This is a genomic window from Litoreibacter sp. (genome assembly GCF_039974535.1).
GTDB lineage: Bacteria > Pseudomonadota > Alphaproteobacteria > Rhodobacterales > Rhodobacteraceae > Litoreibacter.
On the sequence record NZ_JBDWIU010000003.1, the window covers coordinates 437,901 to 452,273 of the forward strand.

General features: G+C 55.3%; 18 protein-coding genes and 1 tRNA gene. 7 read left to right on the top strand and 12 right to left on the bottom strand.

Features of this window, described 5'->3' with window-relative positions; translation table 11 throughout:
* From ABJN86_RS03230 to ABJN86_RS03250, 5 genes are all read right to left on the bottom strand, one after another.
* Nucleotides 1-1,017, bottom strand: a complete 1,017-nt coding sequence (locus ABJN86_RS03230) for an imelysin family protein (RefSeq protein WP_348364043.1) — start codon at nucleotides 1,015-1,017, stop codon at nucleotides 1-3.
* Nucleotides 1,014-2,567 (bottom strand): di-heme oxidoredictase family protein, encoded by a 1,554-nt coding sequence (locus ABJN86_RS03235; protein ID WP_348364041.1) that lies wholly within the window; start codon nucleotides 2,565-2,567, stop codon nucleotides 1,014-1,016. Before ABJN86_RS03235 ends, ABJN86_RS03230 begins: the two co-directional genes overlap by 4 nt.
* Nucleotides 2,568-2,708: 141 nt before the next feature.
* On the bottom strand, nucleotides 2,709-3,971 hold the full coding sequence (locus tag ABJN86_RS03240) for an imelysin family protein (RefSeq protein ID WP_348364039.1): 1,263 nt from the start codon (nucleotides 3,969-3,971) through the stop codon (nucleotides 2,709-2,711).
* A gap of 11 nt (nucleotides 3,972-3,982) precedes the next feature.
* On the bottom strand, nucleotides 3,983-4,474 hold the full coding sequence (locus tag ABJN86_RS03245) for a hypothetical protein (protein WP_348364038.1): 492 nt from the start codon (nucleotides 4,472-4,474) through the stop codon (nucleotides 3,983-3,985).
* The gene (locus tag ABJN86_RS03250; protein ID WP_348364037.1) at nucleotides 4,471-4,638 is read right to left on the bottom strand and encodes a hemin uptake protein HemP; all 168 of its coding nucleotides are present in this window, start codon (nucleotides 4,636-4,638) and stop codon (nucleotides 4,471-4,473) included. Before ABJN86_RS03250 ends, ABJN86_RS03245 begins: the two co-directional genes overlap by 4 nt.
* Before the next feature lie 674 nt (nucleotides 4,639-5,312).
* Between ABJN86_RS03250 and ABJN86_RS03255 the strand changes: the two genes are divergently transcribed.
* The 3 genes from ABJN86_RS03255 to ABJN86_RS03265 all read left to right on the top strand — a co-directional run bounded on the left by ABJN86_RS03255 (nucleotide 5,313) and on the right by ABJN86_RS03265 (nucleotide 6,943).
* On the top strand, nucleotides 5,313-6,017 hold the full coding sequence (locus tag ABJN86_RS03255; protein WP_348364035.1) for a B12-binding domain-containing protein: 705 nt from the start codon (nucleotides 5,313-5,315) through the stop codon (nucleotides 6,015-6,017).
* 115 nt (nucleotides 6,018-6,132) lie between these two features.
* Nucleotides 6,133-6,324, top strand: a complete 192-nt coding sequence (locus ABJN86_RS03260) for a hypothetical protein (protein ID WP_348364033.1) — start codon at nucleotides 6,133-6,135, stop codon at nucleotides 6,322-6,324.
* Nucleotides 6,325-6,349: 25 nt separating this feature from the next.
* On the top strand, nucleotides 6,350-6,943 hold the full coding sequence (locus tag ABJN86_RS03265) for a DUF1638 domain-containing protein (RefSeq protein ID WP_348364659.1): 594 nt from the start codon (nucleotides 6,350-6,352) through the stop codon (nucleotides 6,941-6,943).
* A 7-nt stretch (nucleotides 6,944-6,950) separates the two neighbouring features.
* On the opposite strand, the gene ABJN86_RS03270 is transcribed toward ABJN86_RS03265, so the two are convergent.
* Nucleotides 6,951-7,358, bottom strand: coding sequence for a SufE family protein (locus ABJN86_RS03270; RefSeq protein ID WP_348364032.1), 408 nt, complete (start codon nucleotides 7,356-7,358; stop codon nucleotides 6,951-6,953).
* A 139-nt stretch (nucleotides 7,359-7,497) separates the two neighbouring features.
* On the opposite strand from ABJN86_RS03270, the gene ABJN86_RS03275 reads away from it, so the two are divergent.
* The gene (locus ABJN86_RS03275) at nucleotides 7,498-7,956 is read left to right on the top strand and encodes a hypothetical protein (protein WP_348364031.1); all 459 of its coding nucleotides are present in this window, start codon (nucleotides 7,498-7,500) and stop codon (nucleotides 7,954-7,956) included.
* Between the two features lie 22 nt (nucleotides 7,957-7,978).
* On the opposite strand, the gene rnd is transcribed toward ABJN86_RS03275, so the two are convergent.
* The 4 genes from rnd to ABJN86_RS03295 form a co-directional block, all read right to left on the bottom strand.
* Nucleotides 7,979-9,139: a ribonuclease D gene (gene rnd / locus ABJN86_RS03280; protein WP_348364657.1), complete on the bottom strand. Its 1,161-nt coding sequence runs from the start codon at nucleotides 9,137-9,139 to the stop codon at nucleotides 7,979-7,981.
* A gap of 113 nt (nucleotides 9,140-9,252) precedes the next feature.
* Nucleotides 9,253-9,843: a phosphoribosylglycinamide formyltransferase gene (gene purN, locus ABJN86_RS03285; protein ID WP_348364030.1), complete on the bottom strand. Its 591-nt coding sequence runs from the start codon at nucleotides 9,841-9,843 to the stop codon at nucleotides 9,253-9,255.
* Nucleotides 9,840-10,892, bottom strand: a complete 1,053-nt coding sequence (gene purM / locus ABJN86_RS03290) for a phosphoribosylformylglycinamidine cyclo-ligase (protein WP_348364028.1) — start codon at nucleotides 10,890-10,892, stop codon at nucleotides 9,840-9,842. The genes purN and purM overlap by 4 nt, the downstream gene beginning before the upstream one ends.
* 60 nt (nucleotides 10,893-10,952) lie before the next feature.
* Nucleotides 10,953-11,411, bottom strand: coding sequence for an ABZJ_00895 family protein (locus ABJN86_RS03295; RefSeq protein ID WP_348364027.1), 459 nt, complete (start codon nucleotides 11,409-11,411; stop codon nucleotides 10,953-10,955).
* A 112-nt stretch (nucleotides 11,412-11,523) separates the two neighbouring features.
* On the opposite strand from ABJN86_RS03295, the gene ABJN86_RS03300 reads away from it, so the two are divergent.
* Nucleotides 11,524-11,600: transfer RNA gene (locus ABJN86_RS03300), tRNA-Ile, on the top strand.
* Between the two features lie 19 nt (nucleotides 11,601-11,619).
* Here the strand turns inward: ABJN86_RS03300 and ABJN86_RS03305 are convergent.
* Both ABJN86_RS03305 and ABJN86_RS03310 read right to left on the bottom strand, forming a co-directional pair.
* Nucleotides 11,620-12,726, bottom strand: coding sequence for a tyrosine-type recombinase/integrase (locus ABJN86_RS03305; RefSeq protein WP_348364025.1), 1,107 nt, complete (start codon nucleotides 12,724-12,726; stop codon nucleotides 11,620-11,622).
* Nucleotides 12,723-12,896, bottom strand: a complete 174-nt coding sequence (locus tag ABJN86_RS03310; protein ID WP_162798509.1) for a hypothetical protein — start codon at nucleotides 12,894-12,896, stop codon at nucleotides 12,723-12,725. Before ABJN86_RS03310 ends, ABJN86_RS03305 begins: the two co-directional genes overlap by 4 nt.
* A gap of 420 nt (nucleotides 12,897-13,316) precedes the next feature.
* Between ABJN86_RS03310 and ABJN86_RS03315 the strand changes: the two genes are divergently transcribed.
* Together ABJN86_RS03315 and ABJN86_RS03320 are read left to right on the top strand one after the other, a co-directional pair.
* Nucleotides 13,317-13,733, top strand: a complete 417-nt coding sequence (locus ABJN86_RS03315; protein WP_348431977.1) for a helix-turn-helix transcriptional regulator — start codon at nucleotides 13,317-13,319, stop codon at nucleotides 13,731-13,733.
* A 2-nt stretch (nucleotides 13,734-13,735) separates the two neighbouring features.
* Nucleotides 13,736-14,011 carry a hypothetical protein gene (locus ABJN86_RS03320; protein WP_348377616.1) on the top strand — a complete coding sequence of 92 codons (276 nt, stop codon included), beginning with the start codon at nucleotides 13,736-13,738 and terminating at the stop codon, nucleotides 14,009-14,011.
* Nucleotides 14,012-14,373: the final 362 nt, after the last annotated feature.

Sequence of the window (14,373 nt, forward strand, 5' to 3'; positions counted from 1 at the left end):
TCAGTCGCCATCCAACGAGTTGAAGCCCGCAGCAACCCCAAGGGTTGGCCCCAACTCCTCGCGCACATGGGCACGAATGGCGTCCACATCTTGCTGGATGATTTCGACCTTAAGGCGCGTAGCGGGTGAAGCTACACTGGCAAAAACCGGATCATCCAGCTTCCCCAAATCCGCCAGCGCCTTGGAAAAACTATCATCGATAGATTTAGCTAACTCTGCGTCATCGCCCGAAAGCATCGCCCCCAGCTCCCGAAGCGAGGTCAAGCTGACCGTAACGTGTTGGGACGAGCGGCCGGAGCGTCGCGCTTCTGCCCGCGTTGGGCGTGGACGATCGAAGGTTCCCAAGGGGCGACCAAGGCGTGTATCCGATGTGAATTGCAATCCCGTGGCCAGCGCCTTGAACAATTCCTGAAGGGATTCCTCCTCCGAGCGGTAAGTACCGGTTTCGCTAGGATGCAGAATAGTCTCGGCATAGCGCGAGGCCCAATCACCCAACACATCCTGTGTTGTATTGGCGATATCCGCAGTGATGGTTTTGACCAGTGCGCAGTGATATTCAGCGTCGCCCGCTGACATTAATGTGCTGTCATAAAGCAAAAACTCCAACGCATAGAACCCGCGCGCGGCGATGGAGACCTCGCCGTAATCTTCCACGTTTTGCGCAATAGGGTCCCGCGAGGCGATCAGCTCGGCCAACGTGCGCGGCGTCGCCCCCCTACTGTCGGGCCAAAACGCCAAGGCGAAAGCACGGTCGCCCACCTCCGTCGGACCGAAGCGCAAGTGGCTTGCGGCAATCCATGCGTCAAACGCGGTGTCATAAGCCTCTCGAAGCGCAGGAGAGCTTGGCTCGCAATCTTGAGCGGCAACCTCCGCCAAAGCGCCGGACGTACCCGCAAGCTGGTCAAAACGCGGAAGAATATGTTCCTCCACGACCTCTTTGATCATATCTCCAGAGGCATCCGCAAGGGCCGCCGCAGGGGTTGAAAGCATCAACGCGGCTAAGACGATCTGTTTCATAGGCTCTCCAAAAATGCGATCAATGCGTCGCGGTCGCTTGTGGTCATTAAGGCAACGGCGTCGCGCTGTGCCTGCGCTTCCCCACCATGCCACATGACGGCCTCCAACAACGACCGAGCGCGGCCATCGTGTAGGAAATAAGTATGCCCGCTCACCTGCTCGGTTAAGCCAATCCCCCAAAGCGGCGGCGTGCGCCATTCAGTCCCTGTCGCGCGCGCCTCTGGGCGGTTGTCAGCCAGATCAGGTCCCATGTCATGCAGCAGCATATCGGTATACGGCCAGATCAACTGAAAGCTCTGTTCGGGTTGATCCTTTAGGCGGTGCGTAACGTAGCTTGGCGTGTGGCAAGAGGTGCAACCGGAAGTGTAGAACAGCTCCTTGCCGTGCAGCACTTGAGCATCCCCAGCCCCACGCCGCGCAGGTACGCCAAGGTTGCGGCTGTAATGGGTCACAAGATCAAGACCCTCTGCGTCGATTTCCGTTCCACGATCGTCGCCGTCGCCGTGCAACGCGCTCTGGCATTCGGTCTGCGCCAAAGTGCATTCCCCCGCCCCTGCTGGAAACAACGGGCTGGAAACCCCAATGTCGCCGGAAAACGCGGCGGCTGATTGGTGCCTCAGTGTCGGCGCACCTGCTTTTAGGCCAAAACGGCCCAGCATGGGTTGATCAAATTCCAATGACCACACGACATTGGGCCGACCAGACACGCCATCCCCATTCGCGTCATCAGGGTCGGATTTGGCAAGGATGTCCGCTGCGGGGATCGCCTCCAACAGTCCCAAACCGATCATCTGCGGGGTGACGCGCGGGCTTAGCATCGCATCCTCATGCAGCGGGCCGTAGCCAAGATCAGCGGCCATATAGGTTGGATGGCGCAACGACACCTCAACACCGTCCGCCAAGGTGATGACCTCTTCTTCATAGGTGATGTCTAAACGATATTCGGAGGGATACCCCTGCACCCCGAAGTCTTGCAATTGCGACCCGTAGGTCGGGTCTGGACGCGTTGCAATATAGTCCTCGATTTGCGCGACATTATCCTCAATGGTTCCGGGAATTGATATCCGCAGGAACATCGAAACCGCGTTATCTTGTGCATTCTCAGGAGGATGCCCTCGACCGTCTTTGATATGGCACCGCTGGCAGGAACGCGCATTGAAAATGGGCCCTAGCCCGTCGGACGCCTTGGTCGACGAGGGGGAGGACACCCAAAGCTTGCGAAACAGCCCGTTGCCGACCTTGAAGTTCAACTCGTCCTCGAAGGTAGTGTTCCCTGACGGCTGTGAGAAGGCGTTGGAATTGCGCATCGCGCGAACCGTTGCCGCACCGGCGGATTTGGCTTCAAAGCGGTTGGGCTTGGAAAAGTCTGTGTCCAAGGCAGTCACGTCCGCAATACGCGACGCCTCTTCCGCCGTGCGAGGGATAATATTCAAATGAGGGTCACCGAGGTCCCAAACTTTTGTATCGGCGAATGCTGCGGTTCCGGAACCCAAGACCAACAGCACAAGGCTGCTTGGCTTGATCCATGCGTGGCGCGATATATTGTACATCGTATTCTTTTAGATAGGAGCCCTGATTAAGGCCGAGTTGCAGGATGGCTGTAGTCGCAAACCGGTACAGCGGATCTCGGGTTTCCCCGCAATCCGCTGCCCTTGCTCAATTAGGCTTTCGCCCGGATCAATGGCCCAGACCTACTGGAACACGGCCTCTGGATCATCAAGGCTGTCGGAGCCTTCAATCGCCAATTGGTCGAGACCCAAAGCCGAAACCACGCGCTCGATGGAACGAGTTTGATCGATCAAACCATTCACACCGCCCATGACCAAGGCTTCACCCGTGGCGTTGCCCCGCTCCAGCATTTGATCGTACGCAAAACCGGCTTCAGCAGTGGATTTGATGCGGCCCAGAGACAACATCGTTGTTGCCAGCTTGCTTTTCATCTCCACATCCAAATCCGCGTTGGCGACATGCACCAAGTCAGACAGTGAGGGGCCGGACACCAGCGTGCCGTCCAGACGGATATATTCACCCAAGTACACGTTCTGCACGCCCAAACCATCATAGTAATGGTCGTTGTGGGTGTTGTCTGCGAAGCAGGAATGCTCTTCCTCAGGGTCGTTCAACATCAGGCCCAAGCGCATACGCTCGCCCGCAGTTTCACCGTAGGACAACGAGCCCATACCTGTCAGGATCGCGGCCACGCCAGTGTCGTCGTTAGACATAACTTCTGCACGAGCGGCACCGCCCTCTGCCCATTGCGCTGCCATCCACTCGAGATCGGACACCAACAGATCAGTTGCAGCAGATAGGTATTCGCCACGGCGGTCGCAATTGTCATTCGTGCATGCGTCACCTGCCGCGAAATCGGTCCAAGCGCGTGCGCCTGCACCAGCGCCGTGGCCGTTCAAATCTTGCCCCCACAACAGGAATTCTACCGCGTGATAACCAGTTGCGACGTTGGATTCGACGCCGTCAGCTTCGTGCAGAGTCTCGGACAGCAACTCAGGTGTGATATGTGTCGCGTCCACTTCTTTACCCGACAGGGTGAACTTAGCGTTTGCAACAATGTTCAGCGCCGCAAAGGCGTTCTCGTCGGATGCACCGCCGTAGGAGGCGTCTACATAGTCGATCAGGCCTTCGTCCAGCGGCCAAGCGTTCACTTTGCCTTCCCAGTCGTCAACAATCGCGTTGCCGAAGCGGAAAACCTCGGTTTGTTGGTAGGGCACGCGGGCCGCGAACCAAGCGGCTTTTGCAGCTTGCAGGTTTTCGGCCGAAGGCGATGCGAGCAATGTGTTTACCGCAGTTTGCAGCGTCTTTGCTGTAAGCAAGCTGTCTTCATAGTTCGCGGCAGCGATATTCGCGTAAGTGGTCAAAACTTCCGTCTTTTCGGCAGCAAGCGTGGGGGTAGCGAAAGCTACCAGCAAGGCGGTAGTGGAAAGGTAAGAAGTCTTCATAGGGTGTCCGATCAGTGAAGTGTTGTGGAGTTTGGTTTTTGTGGGTGAGCCCTGCGATCCATTTCTTTAGGCGCACAGAGGTTCATACGCTCCAAGGCTAGGCCAAAATCGGCCGCCAAAGAGGTAACGAGGGGGGCGACATCTGGGCGAACCAGCAATGTAGCAATGAGCATGGCATCGTTGCGGTCGCCGGTCGCGGCGGCAGCCACGAAGTTGGCAAAGCAGGATTCGTCCGCGCCCAAACATTTGCAGCTTACCGAGTGGCGCATCAAAGGCCGCCGACCGTGCTGGGCACAAAGGCGGCACAAATCCTCAAAGCCTTTGAGAACTTTGCGCCCTTGATCCGCACCAAAGCTAGATGCGAAGTCATGCCACACGCTTTCTTGGCTTTTGGGACCGTCGCACCAAAGGCGCAAGTATATGACGGATGCGGCTTCTACACTCCCGAGTTCAGTGACGACCCCCACGGGCGCGCCGCCTCGGCTTTCAGCAGCAGACCTCATTTTGTCAAAATCAGTTTGCCAGCCCGCGTGATACGCAGTGTGTAAATTTGTTCCCCAAGCACGATCTGCGCTTGATCCCCACTCTTCGTGAGGTCTTGCGCTGAATAAGTCGGAAGAGTGTTGGTCACAGGGTTCATAACTTCTTTTGCCAGATGAAACGTCATGATGAGGTCCCTCCGTCGCCAAGGCCGTGTCGTGGCATTTGGTCAAGGACCCACTCCAGGCTAAACCCGTCCGCTACGCTGCTAAATTGCGCAAACTCTGCGGCCTGTCGGTTGAACTGGGTCGTGTGGGGACCGTGAATGTCGTCTTTCAATTGCTCTTTAGAATCGCGCATCTTGGAAGTCCTTCTATCAAACGATGATCGGGCTTCCCCAATGCTTGAATGGGGTGGCTGGATGTTGTGAATATATCTGACTGATTGAGTCGGAAACGTCAACCTGACTTTTTTACTCAGGTTACGTTTGGCCAATATTTACCAAAAGCTCAGCCACATCCCGCACGTACCGTTAATCGCTTACTAAGAAATGTCTCGGCAATTATGACCGAACTCGAACAACGTCATGAAAACAATTCAGGACCGCATGAATTGTAAAAGGCTGCTGATTAGCCTACCCGTCTTGCTTGAACGAGCGGTTGCGTCCCTTTCGCAATCGTTAAACGAATGCACCGCCTAGTGGTATGATGTCGCTACGTAATAAATTAAGATCAAAACGCTAAATCAAGTCGGTGCCAGCCATCGCTATGTCGCAAATCGTCGCGCCCGTCCCTGCCGTGCAGCGCATCACTTTATAATATTCACGATTGCGCTGTGGCGCACGCCTAGGAGTTCTAAGCCATGTCAGACGAAGAAGACGATATCATCCTGTCGGAACTCGATGATGAAGAACTTGTCGCGCAGATGTTCGACGACCTTTACGATGGCCTCAAGGAAGAGATCGAAGAAGGCGTGAACATCCTGCTAGAGCGCAAATGGGAACCCTACGACGTCCTGACCAAAGCACTTGTTGGCGGCATGACCATCGTGGGCAACGACTTTCGCGACGGTATATTGTTCGTCCCAGAGGTTCTGCTGGCGGCCAACGCCATGAAGGGCGGCATGGCCATCTTGAAGCCTTTGCTCATTGAGACCGGCGCGCCGCGCGTTGGCAAAATGGTCATCGGCACCGTGAAAGGCGACATCCACGACATCGGCAAGAACCTTGTCGGCATGATGATGGAAGGCGCAGGCTTCGAGGTTGTGGACCTTGGGATCAACAACTCGGTGGAGTCCTACTTCGAGGCCATGGAGGCGGAACAACCCGACATCCTTGGCATGTCCGCCCTGCTAACCACGACTATGCCTTACATGAAGGTTGTGATCGACACGATGGTCGAGAAAGGCGTGCGCGACGACTACACTGTCTTGGTTGGCGGCGCGCCCCTGAACGAGGAATTTGGCAAGGCGATCGGCGCGGATTCATATTGCCGTGACGCGGCTGTTGCGGTGGAAACCGCCAAGGAATTCATGGCCCGCAAACACAACCAGCTTGGCGCTGGCTAAGTCTGCGGCTCATCCCCATCAAAACGGGCCCTGCGGGGCCCGTTTTCGTTTCATATCCTCGCTTGACGCCCCAACCTCTAAGCGCAATCATCGGCCTTCATTGATGGAGATAGCCATGCCGTTCACCCGCCTAGCCCTTATCTTATGCTACGTTCTTGTGGCGGCTGGTTTGACTGTGTTCGTCTTCTCCCAACTTCAACCACAAGGGCAAGCCGCACAAGCTATCCCTGCCCTGCTACCCCTTGCAATGCTTGCTGGCTTGTTAATCCGCGCGCTGCACAAAAGGCTTGATCGTGACGACACCTGACGACATCGTCCTGCGAGACCAAGGCATGGCTCCAAACGATGCGGGCCAAGTCTTGCTGCTGGCATGCGGTGCCCTCGCGCGGGAAATCTTGGCGATCAAGGAAGGGCGCGGCTGGGATCACATGACCCTCGCTTGCCTGCCCGCTATTTTGCACAACACACCTGACAAAATAGTCCCCGCGGTGCAGGCCGCCGTCGAAAAGCACAAACCCCACTTCGACACGATCTTTGTGGTCTACGCAGATTGCGGAACCGGCGGGCAGCTAAAAGCCGCCTGTGACGAGATGGGCGTCGAAATGGTCGAAGGGCCCCATTGCTACAGCTTCTATGAGGGTAACGCCGAATTCGCCGCACTCGGAGAGATAACCTCCTTCTACCTAACGGACTTTTTGGTCCGGCAATTCGACGCATTCGTGACCAAGCCCCTAGGCTTGGACCGCCATCCAGACCTACGGGATATGTACTTCGGCAATTATGAAAAACTGGTCTACCAAGCCCAGAGCCGCGACCCCGCCCTTGAAGAAAAGGCCAAGGCCTGCGCAGATTTTCTGGGGTTAGACTATGAGTACCGGTTTACGGGGTATGGGGATTTGGAAGCTGCGTTAGGAGCGCAGTCTTAGCCAGGTTTTACGCGGCCGCCGCCACTTGGCGAATGCGCTCGACCATCGCCCGCACCCCGTTAGAGCGTTGGGCGGACAGGTGTTCATTCAAGCCAAGACGGCCCAGCTCAGCCAAGGCATCAACCTTGCCGACCTCCGCTAGCTCCAGCCCTGAATACAGCCCCTTCAGCACCGCGATTAGCCCGCGCACGATCATAGCGTCGCTATCGCCGTCGAAGGTCAGCAGGCCATCCTCTGTCTTCGTGTGCAACCACACCTGACTGGCGCAGCCATCAACCTTTAAAGCGGGCACTTTTAGCGCGTCGTCCAACGGATCCATACCCTTGCCCATGTCGATCACATGGCGGTAGCGGTCCTCCCAGTCGTCAAGGAATTCAAACGTCTCTACGATCTCTTCAAACGCCTCTTGCGCCATGGTTTGTGCACCTCTTGATCCGCGGTTGGTCCGAGTTAACCTGCCAAATGCACCCCGTCCAGAGCAGGCCGGACTTTTCAAGCCGCCCGTCATAGGCTACTTCATGGGGAAACACATGCGCAGGCAGGGACTTCGAGCAATGACACGTACTATTTTAGCCATTCTGGCGATGAGCCTGACTGTAACAGCCTGTGGTCGTATCCGCGATTCTCGGGCAAATCCGTTCAACTGGTTTGGCCGCGACCGCGCAGAAACGGTCGAAGTGACGGATGAAGCCTTCTTGCGAGACCCTCGCCCCTTTGTGGCACAGGTGATTTCACTAGAGATCAAGCAAACACCAGAGGGCGCGATCATTCAGGCCGTGGGGCTTCCCCCGGTGCAAGGGTACTGGAACGCGGAACTTCTTGAGGTGGACGTCGATGACCTTAGCACATTGACCTATGAGTTCCGTGTGAGCCCACCAAAGGTTCGAACCGCACAAGGCCCACAACGATCACGCGAAATCTTGGTGGCCGAAGCTGTAGCCACAACGCGCTTGAACAAGGTGCGCACCATCACGGTTATCGGCCAAGGCAACCGCCGCGCCGTCAACCGCTAAATCTATACATTAGAGGCTAGGCTTAAAGCTCTATTATCTTTACGGAATTTCCGGAGCAAGACAGGGCCAATTGCCCAGCACACAAACGCAGCGCGTCCTGCCCGAACACTTCAGAGCGCCAGCCTTGCAAGGCGAGCACGTCCCGTTCGCCCAGGGCGATATCGTCCAGATCAGACGCCGTCGCGATCAGTTTTTGGGCGATACCGACCTCTTCGGCCTTAGCCTTTAACATGACACGCAGCAGGTCTGCCAAAGCAGAGTTCATGTTTGATCGGTCACGCGCTGGTGGCACTTTTGGCATATTGTCAGGTGCGCAGGCCAAACCTGCGGCCACAGCCTTCACGATTCCGTCGGCGATTGGGCCCTTCCGCGCGTCGCGCAGTAGCAATCGGGATTTCCCCAAATCGCGCTCATCTTTGGGTTTCGTCGACGCCATCTCCAGCAATGCATCATCTTTGTAGACGCGGTTGCGAGGGACGTTGCGCTCTTGTGCATAGGATTCGCGAAACTTGGCCAGCTCACGCACGATGGCAAGGAATTTGGGCGCATTGGAGCGCACTTTAACCCGACGCCAAGCGTTTTCAGGGTCAACTACATAGGTCTCTGGCGCTCGTAGGATCGCCATTTCCTCTTCCACCCAAGGCTTGCGCCCCGTCCGCTCGATGCGTTTGGAAAGGTATTCGTAGATGTCGCGCAAATGAGTCACATCCGCCAAAGCATAGAGCTTTTGTGCGTCGGTCAATGGACGGCGGGACCAATCGGTGAAGCGCGATGTTTTATCGACGGAGGACTTGGCGATTTTGCGCACCAAGGTCTCGTAGCCCACCTGCTCGCCAAAGTCGCAGACCATAGCCGCGACTTGTGTGTCAAACAGGGGTTTCGGGATGACACCGCCCTCAACATAGAAGATCTCTAGGTCTTGGCGCGCGGCATGGAATACTTTGACAACGCTCTCGTCGCGAAACAGCTCATAGAGTGGTTCAAGCGACATATCAGCGCCCGCAATCGGGTCAACAAGTACCGCATCATTTCGATCATCACCCGGTACCGCCAATTGGATCAAACACAGTTTGGCGTAATATGTTCGCTCCCTCAGGAACTCGGTATCTACTGTTACGTAAGGGAAGCTTTTCGCACGTTCACAGAACGCTGCAAGTTCCTCAGTGGAGGTGATCGTGATGATGTTTGCTGGCATAGGGTCTCTTAGGGTAAACTCTTGATGTTGTTGTTCTTTGCAGACCGCCCCCAAAGGTTAGACCTTCTTAAGCGCTTTTTAACAAAAAGGGAAGCACCACATCAGGCCAGCTCTAAAAGCCCCATCTCACCACCTGCAAATCGACGCAAAACAGCCGGATACAAGCGATGTTCTTGCACCAGAACCTTGGCGGCGAGGGTTTCAGCCGTTTCACCAGCCTCCACAGTCACTTTCGCCTGCCCCAAGATCGGTCCATCATCCAGTTCAGGAGTGACGATATGAACAGAACACCCCGCTTCGGCATCCCCCGCCTCCAAGGCACGGGCATGGGTGTGGAGGCCTTTGTATTTCGGCAAAAGCGACGGGTGAATGTTCAGCATCCGGCTTGCGTAGCGTTCCACAAAACCCGCCGTGAGAACCCGCATGAAGCCCGCCAAGCAAATGATGTCAGGCTGGGCTGCATCAAGCAGCTTGACCAGCTCCGCTTCAAAAGCCGCGCGATCCTTGCCAAATTGACGGTGATCCACAGCGGCGGTGGCGATGCCACGCTCTGCCGCGCGCACCAACCCTTTGGCCTTGGGATCATTTGACAGCACCAAAACGGGTCGCGCCGGATGATCCCCCACCATGCTGTCGCATAGCGTCAGCATGTTAGAGCCGCCGCCAGACACCAATATGGCGACTTTGATCAAAGCAGGCGGCCTGTGTAGCGCACGCCCTCATTTGGGGTGACGGCACCGATGCGGAAGACTGTCTCGCCTGCGTCTTGCAGCAAGGAGGTCAGCGCCTCTGCCGCGCGCGGGTCAACCGCCAGCACCATGCCGATGCCAGAGTTGAAGGTTTTCAGCATCTCGGCCTCCTCGATGCCAGCCACGCCAGCCATCCAAGAGAACACACCTGGAAGCTCCCAAGTGCCAAGATCAATTTCAGCACCCAAGCCTTCGGGCAGAACCCGTGGCAGGTTCTCGGTCAGCCCACCGCCGGTAATGTGAGCCAGCGCATGCACGCCCCCTGCCCGCACCGCCGCCAAGGCGGATTTCACGTATAGGCGTGTTGGCGTCAAAAGCGCCTCGCCCAAAGACTGGCCTTCTGCGAAAGGTGCCGCGTCGTCCCAGCCCTTGCCCGATGCCTCAACAACCTTGCGCACCAGCGAGTAGCCGTTGGAGTGCACGCCTGCAGAAGCCAAGCCAAGCAGCACGTCGCCCTCGGCCACTCCTGCGGGCAATGCCGTGCCCCGCTCCATCGCGCCAACCGAGAAACCGGCCAGATCGAAGTCATCGTCGCTATACATGCCCGGCATCTCAGCGGTCTCGCCGCCGATCAGCGCGCAGCCAGAGGCCTCGCAGCCCGCCGCAATGCCGTTGATGATGGTTGTCGCCGTGTCCAAGTCCAGCTTGCCCGTGGCGAAGTAGTCGAGGAACAACAAAGGCTCCGCCCCTTGGCAGACCAGATCATTGACGCACATGGCCACAAGATCAACGCCGATGGTGTCGTAATGACCGGTATCAATAGCGATGCGCAGCTTGGTGCCGACGCCATCCGTGGCAGATACCAAGATCGGGTCTTTGAAGCCCGCATCTTTCAGGTCGAACAATGCGCCAAAGCCGCCCAAACCTTCCATCACGCCAGATCGCTTCGTGGCGGCGGCGGCGGGCTTGATCCGGTCAATCAGCGCGTTGCCTGCATCAATATCCACACCAGCATCAGCGTAGGTCAAACCGTTCTTGGGTGTCTTTGTCATGGGGTCACATCCGGCAGCAGATTAGAGTTGCGTCCGAGTATCAAGCCTTAGAGCGCGAGTCTATGGCTGCTTTTTGGCGGCCAATTTTTCTTCCAACTTCAACTGGTTTTTTGCACCAAGGCCGATGAAAAGACGGGTCACGAGAACGCCAACAAGCATCATTACAGCCAAAACAATCATGAAAACGGGATTTTCCATCGCTCCGATGAGGAGCACAAGCATTTCACTCGCCCCCATTACAGCGAACAGCAACGAGGTTAGTAAGACACCGATCACAAGGTTTACGATCATAAAGATAAACGACATTTTCCAAGCGAACCCATTGGCAGGCTTGCCGTGACCACGACGCACATAGGTTTGCCCCGCGTCCATTGCCGGGATGAACACCGCAATCATTCCCGACACAGAACCGATGTCGTGATTAAGAAACACCTCGATCAGGTAGCTCAAGACAGCCATGCCAATCATTGCGATTAAAGAAACCACCGCGTAGCGTTTGATAAGATATGACTTGTCCATAATTCTTCCTTAACCAAATTTTGAACATCTTTAGGCGAGTGGCGATACTTTCGCAAATCAATCGCTTAGAGGCTTGACGTCGCCTCTACGTCTGGTAGCCATCGCTGTTAGTGGGCCTGTAGCTCAACTGGTTAGAGCAGAGCGCTCATAACGCTTTGGTTGCGGGTTCAAGTCCTGCCGGGCCTACCAAACATCATTTATTATCCTTTTATTTTAAGGTGTTAGGTGATTTTTTGACGAACCTTTCAGGGTGGTTCGTCAAGTTTTGTTCCGCTTTCGTGCCTGTAAGTCGCAAAAATGCTGAATCAGCCATGTCCCGCCGCCCAAACGTCTCACAGTACTTTTGAGCCATCGCCAGCGTCACGTGGCCGCTAACCGCCATGATTTCGTAGGGTGTGCCACCCGCCTCGGCGATACGGCGGCAAATTGCTTTTCGTAAGCCATGTGAGGAACACAGCGGCAAGCCCGCTTTATCGCACCACTTGCGCATGGATGTTCCAAGGCCCTTGCGAGAGCGAGCCTTGTTATGGCCTGTCTCAAGGTAAGTGAACGTGACGGGCCTTGCCGCCAAAGCTTCTGCCAAGGCCGGATGTATCGGCAAGCTGATCAGCACCCCGCTTGGGTTCTTACTGGTTTTCTGACGGCGATATTCGATCCGCCCGTCTTTGACGTTCGCTGGTCCCAGCTTTACCGCGTCAACCTTCGCGGCCCCTGTGTAGAGCATCAGAGTCATGCAAATGTGCGCAGGCGATCCCAGCGGGTGAACTTCGTAGTAGCGTTCGATTTCGCCCTCGTCCCATGAGTGATACCCTTCGGACGTTGTCGCATACTTACTGACACCGAGGACCGGATTGGCGGCAACCCAATCCATCGTGACTGCAAGGTCCATCATTTGAGACAGCCGTTTGAGCATCTTGTTGGCCTGCATCGGCGTTTCGTGCATTTCCGCCTTGATGGCCATGACGTGCCGAATTTTCATATGCGCGATGCGCTTCTTGCCGTGTTTGAGCCTTAAAGGCTCGATGACACTGCGATAATCGGCCTGTGTGCTTTCGCTGATGGTCGGAAAGTGCAGCTTGTAGAAATGGGTGACCAGATCATCCAAAGATCCAGCTTTTGTGCGGGAAGCCCCTGCCCCTTCACTAGACTTCGATTTCTGGCGGTTACCGGCATCCTGATACCTTTGTTCAAACTCATCTGACCCGTAGTCAGACCCCAGTTCGGCAGTGAACCCGCGCGACCTATACCGCCAACGGCGTTTCCCGTGTCGATCCTTGTAGGAGCTTGCGCCCGGATATTTTTCTCGTTTTTTCAATCTGCGTCCCAATCATTTATCGTTGGTGGTGAGTTCTCACTCGCAGAATGTATCACCACCGTCCCATCTGGGCCAATTTCGGTACGCCCGACAGGAATCCCCGCGTCACGGTATGCGGCCAAATAGCGCTTCAGTTCTGTCTGGGTCAAAACAGCTTTTCTGGCGGGCATGGCAGATGTCTCCGTTTGGGCTGGCTTCTTTTTTCTCTCTAGCTCAGTTTTCACTTCCGCTCTGACGGTGAAACAAACAACGTCTCTAAGCCTTTTAGATCTTTCAAGGATTGCCCTTCTCATCAGCGAGGCAAGTCTCGACCATGTTTTGGGATAGAAATTCCTGGACGGCTTGTTCGGGGACAAAAAACTGCCTCCCAATACGAACGTGGCGCAGCTTCTTTGACGAAAGGAGCCGCCGCACACGGCGCACGGAAAGGCCAAGACATTCCGCAACATCTTTGGTTTCCAACATGGCTTCACTCATGACTTCCCTTTCTTTGCGGCGATGTTATACATTTTGAGACACTTTTGACCTCAAAGGCACCTTAATGTCCAAATTTGGACATTAAGGTCAATATATGGACCTACATATTACCAATGTCTAGCGAAAACACGAGCATCGGCATGCGCCTGAAAGAAATCAGAGCGAAAACCGGACTAAACCAGCAAGATTTTGCTGAAACGATTGGCGCGTCGTATCGGTCCTATCGGGGTTACGAGAGCGGTGAACGTGAAGTGCCAACATCGATATTAATCAAACTGCACAATCTGATGAACGAAGAACCTTTGTGGATTCTCACAGGAAAGCAAACCCCGCTTGGGGACACTGAGTTAGACATCGTTGAAAACGCACTGCTCGCAGGTCTTGGCACGGTTCCAACTCCGTTAATCGAAAAAAGCCCCGAAAAAGCTGCGGCTTTCTTGAAATTGCTTGTGAAACTGAGCCTCAAGCAGGGCGAAGGTTTAACCCAAGTCGATGCTCAGGAAATTGCACAGCAAAGCCTAAAGGAGTGATCATGCCGACACGTTTTTTCAAGAAACAGTACGCAGATGGTGCTACAGTATTGGAGGTGGCGCAAACCATGCACAAACAGGCCAAGGATGCGTTTCTTTCGAGCGTTGTATTGATTACATGCGCGACCATTGCCGTCGTTTGGACTGCAGGCAGTCTAGAGAAACAACTTTTGAGCCTTGGAGCTCTCGCATTTGCCGTGCTTGCAGCCAACCAGTTGAGAAGGATCAAACTCGATTGCCAAGAGCTGATCTGCCGCCTTCCATCTCAAACAAAGTAGCGAGCACGGCGTAGTTGGTTTGCAGAACCGACGGAACACTAAAAGAAGTGTGTTACTTTAGCGGCAATGGTCAAAGAGCCAAACGCAGAAATTCCAGCATACCAACCGTTTATGTGGGATGCCGTGAATGGCAAAGCTGCCAGACCAGCCGTTCATGGGAGCTGCGGCTAATGGCCGCGAAGAGCCCATTGCAGAAGTGTCAAAATTTCGCTGCATGCGCGCGCAGCAGAGATTTTTCCGAAGCGGCGAAAGGTTTTATGCTGCCTGGCAGCGGAAACAGCAGCCGTTCATGCAACGCGCAGCAAATCTGAAACCATGAATTCGAAAATTGCGGAACAATCCCGCCTTTTTGCTTTTGCCTC

Bases quoted from the DNA above. Each gene is read 5' to 3' on its own strand.
- ABJN86_RS03230 (WP_348364043.1), bottom strand. From the start codon at position 1,017: ATGAAACAGATCGTCTTAGCCGCGTTGATGCTTTCAACCCCTGCGGCG.
- ABJN86_RS03235 (WP_348364041.1), bottom strand. From the start codon at position 2,567: ATGTACAATATATCGCGCCACGCATGGATCAAGCCAAGCAGCCTTGTG.
- ABJN86_RS03240 (WP_348364039.1), bottom strand. From the start codon at position 3,971: ATGAAGACTTCTTACCTTTCCACTACCGCCTTGCTGGTAGCTTTCGCT.
- ABJN86_RS03245 (WP_348364038.1), bottom strand. From the start codon at position 4,474: ATGAGGTCTGCTGCTGAAAGCCGAGGCGGCGCGCCCGTGGGGGTCGTC.
- ABJN86_RS03250 (WP_348364037.1), bottom strand. From the start codon at position 4,638: ATGACGTTTCATCTGGCAAAAGAAGTTATGAACCCTGTGACCAACACT.
- ABJN86_RS03255 (WP_348364035.1), top strand. From the start codon at position 5,313: ATGTCAGACGAAGAAGACGATATCATCCTGTCGGAACTCGATGATGAA.
- ABJN86_RS03260 (WP_348364033.1), top strand. From the start codon at position 6,133: ATGCCGTTCACCCGCCTAGCCCTTATCTTATGCTACGTTCTTGTGGCG.
- ABJN86_RS03265 (WP_348364659.1), top strand. From the start codon at position 6,350: ATGGCTCCAAACGATGCGGGCCAAGTCTTGCTGCTGGCATGCGGTGCC.
- ABJN86_RS03270 (WP_348364032.1), bottom strand. From the start codon at position 7,358: ATGGCGCAAGAGGCGTTTGAAGAGATCGTAGAGACGTTTGAATTCCTT.
- ABJN86_RS03275 (WP_348364031.1), top strand. From the start codon at position 7,498: ATGACACGTACTATTTTAGCCATTCTGGCGATGAGCCTGACTGTAACA.
- purM (WP_348364028.1), bottom strand. From the start codon at position 10,892: ATGACAAAGACACCCAAGAACGGTTTGACCTACGCTGATGCTGGTGTG.
- ABJN86_RS03295 (WP_348364027.1), bottom strand. From the start codon at position 11,411: ATGGACAAGTCATATCTTATCAAACGCTACGCGGTGGTTTCTTTAATC.
- ABJN86_RS03310 (WP_162798509.1), bottom strand. From the start codon at position 12,896: ATGCCCGCCAGAAAAGCTGTTTTGACCCAGACAGAACTGAAGCGCTAT.
- ABJN86_RS03315 (WP_348431977.1), top strand. From the start codon at position 13,317: ATGTCTAGCGAAAACACGAGCATCGGCATGCGCCTGAAAGAAATCAGA.
- ABJN86_RS03320 (WP_348377616.1), top strand. From the start codon at position 13,736: ATGCCGACACGTTTTTTCAAGAAACAGTACGCAGATGGTGCTACAGTA.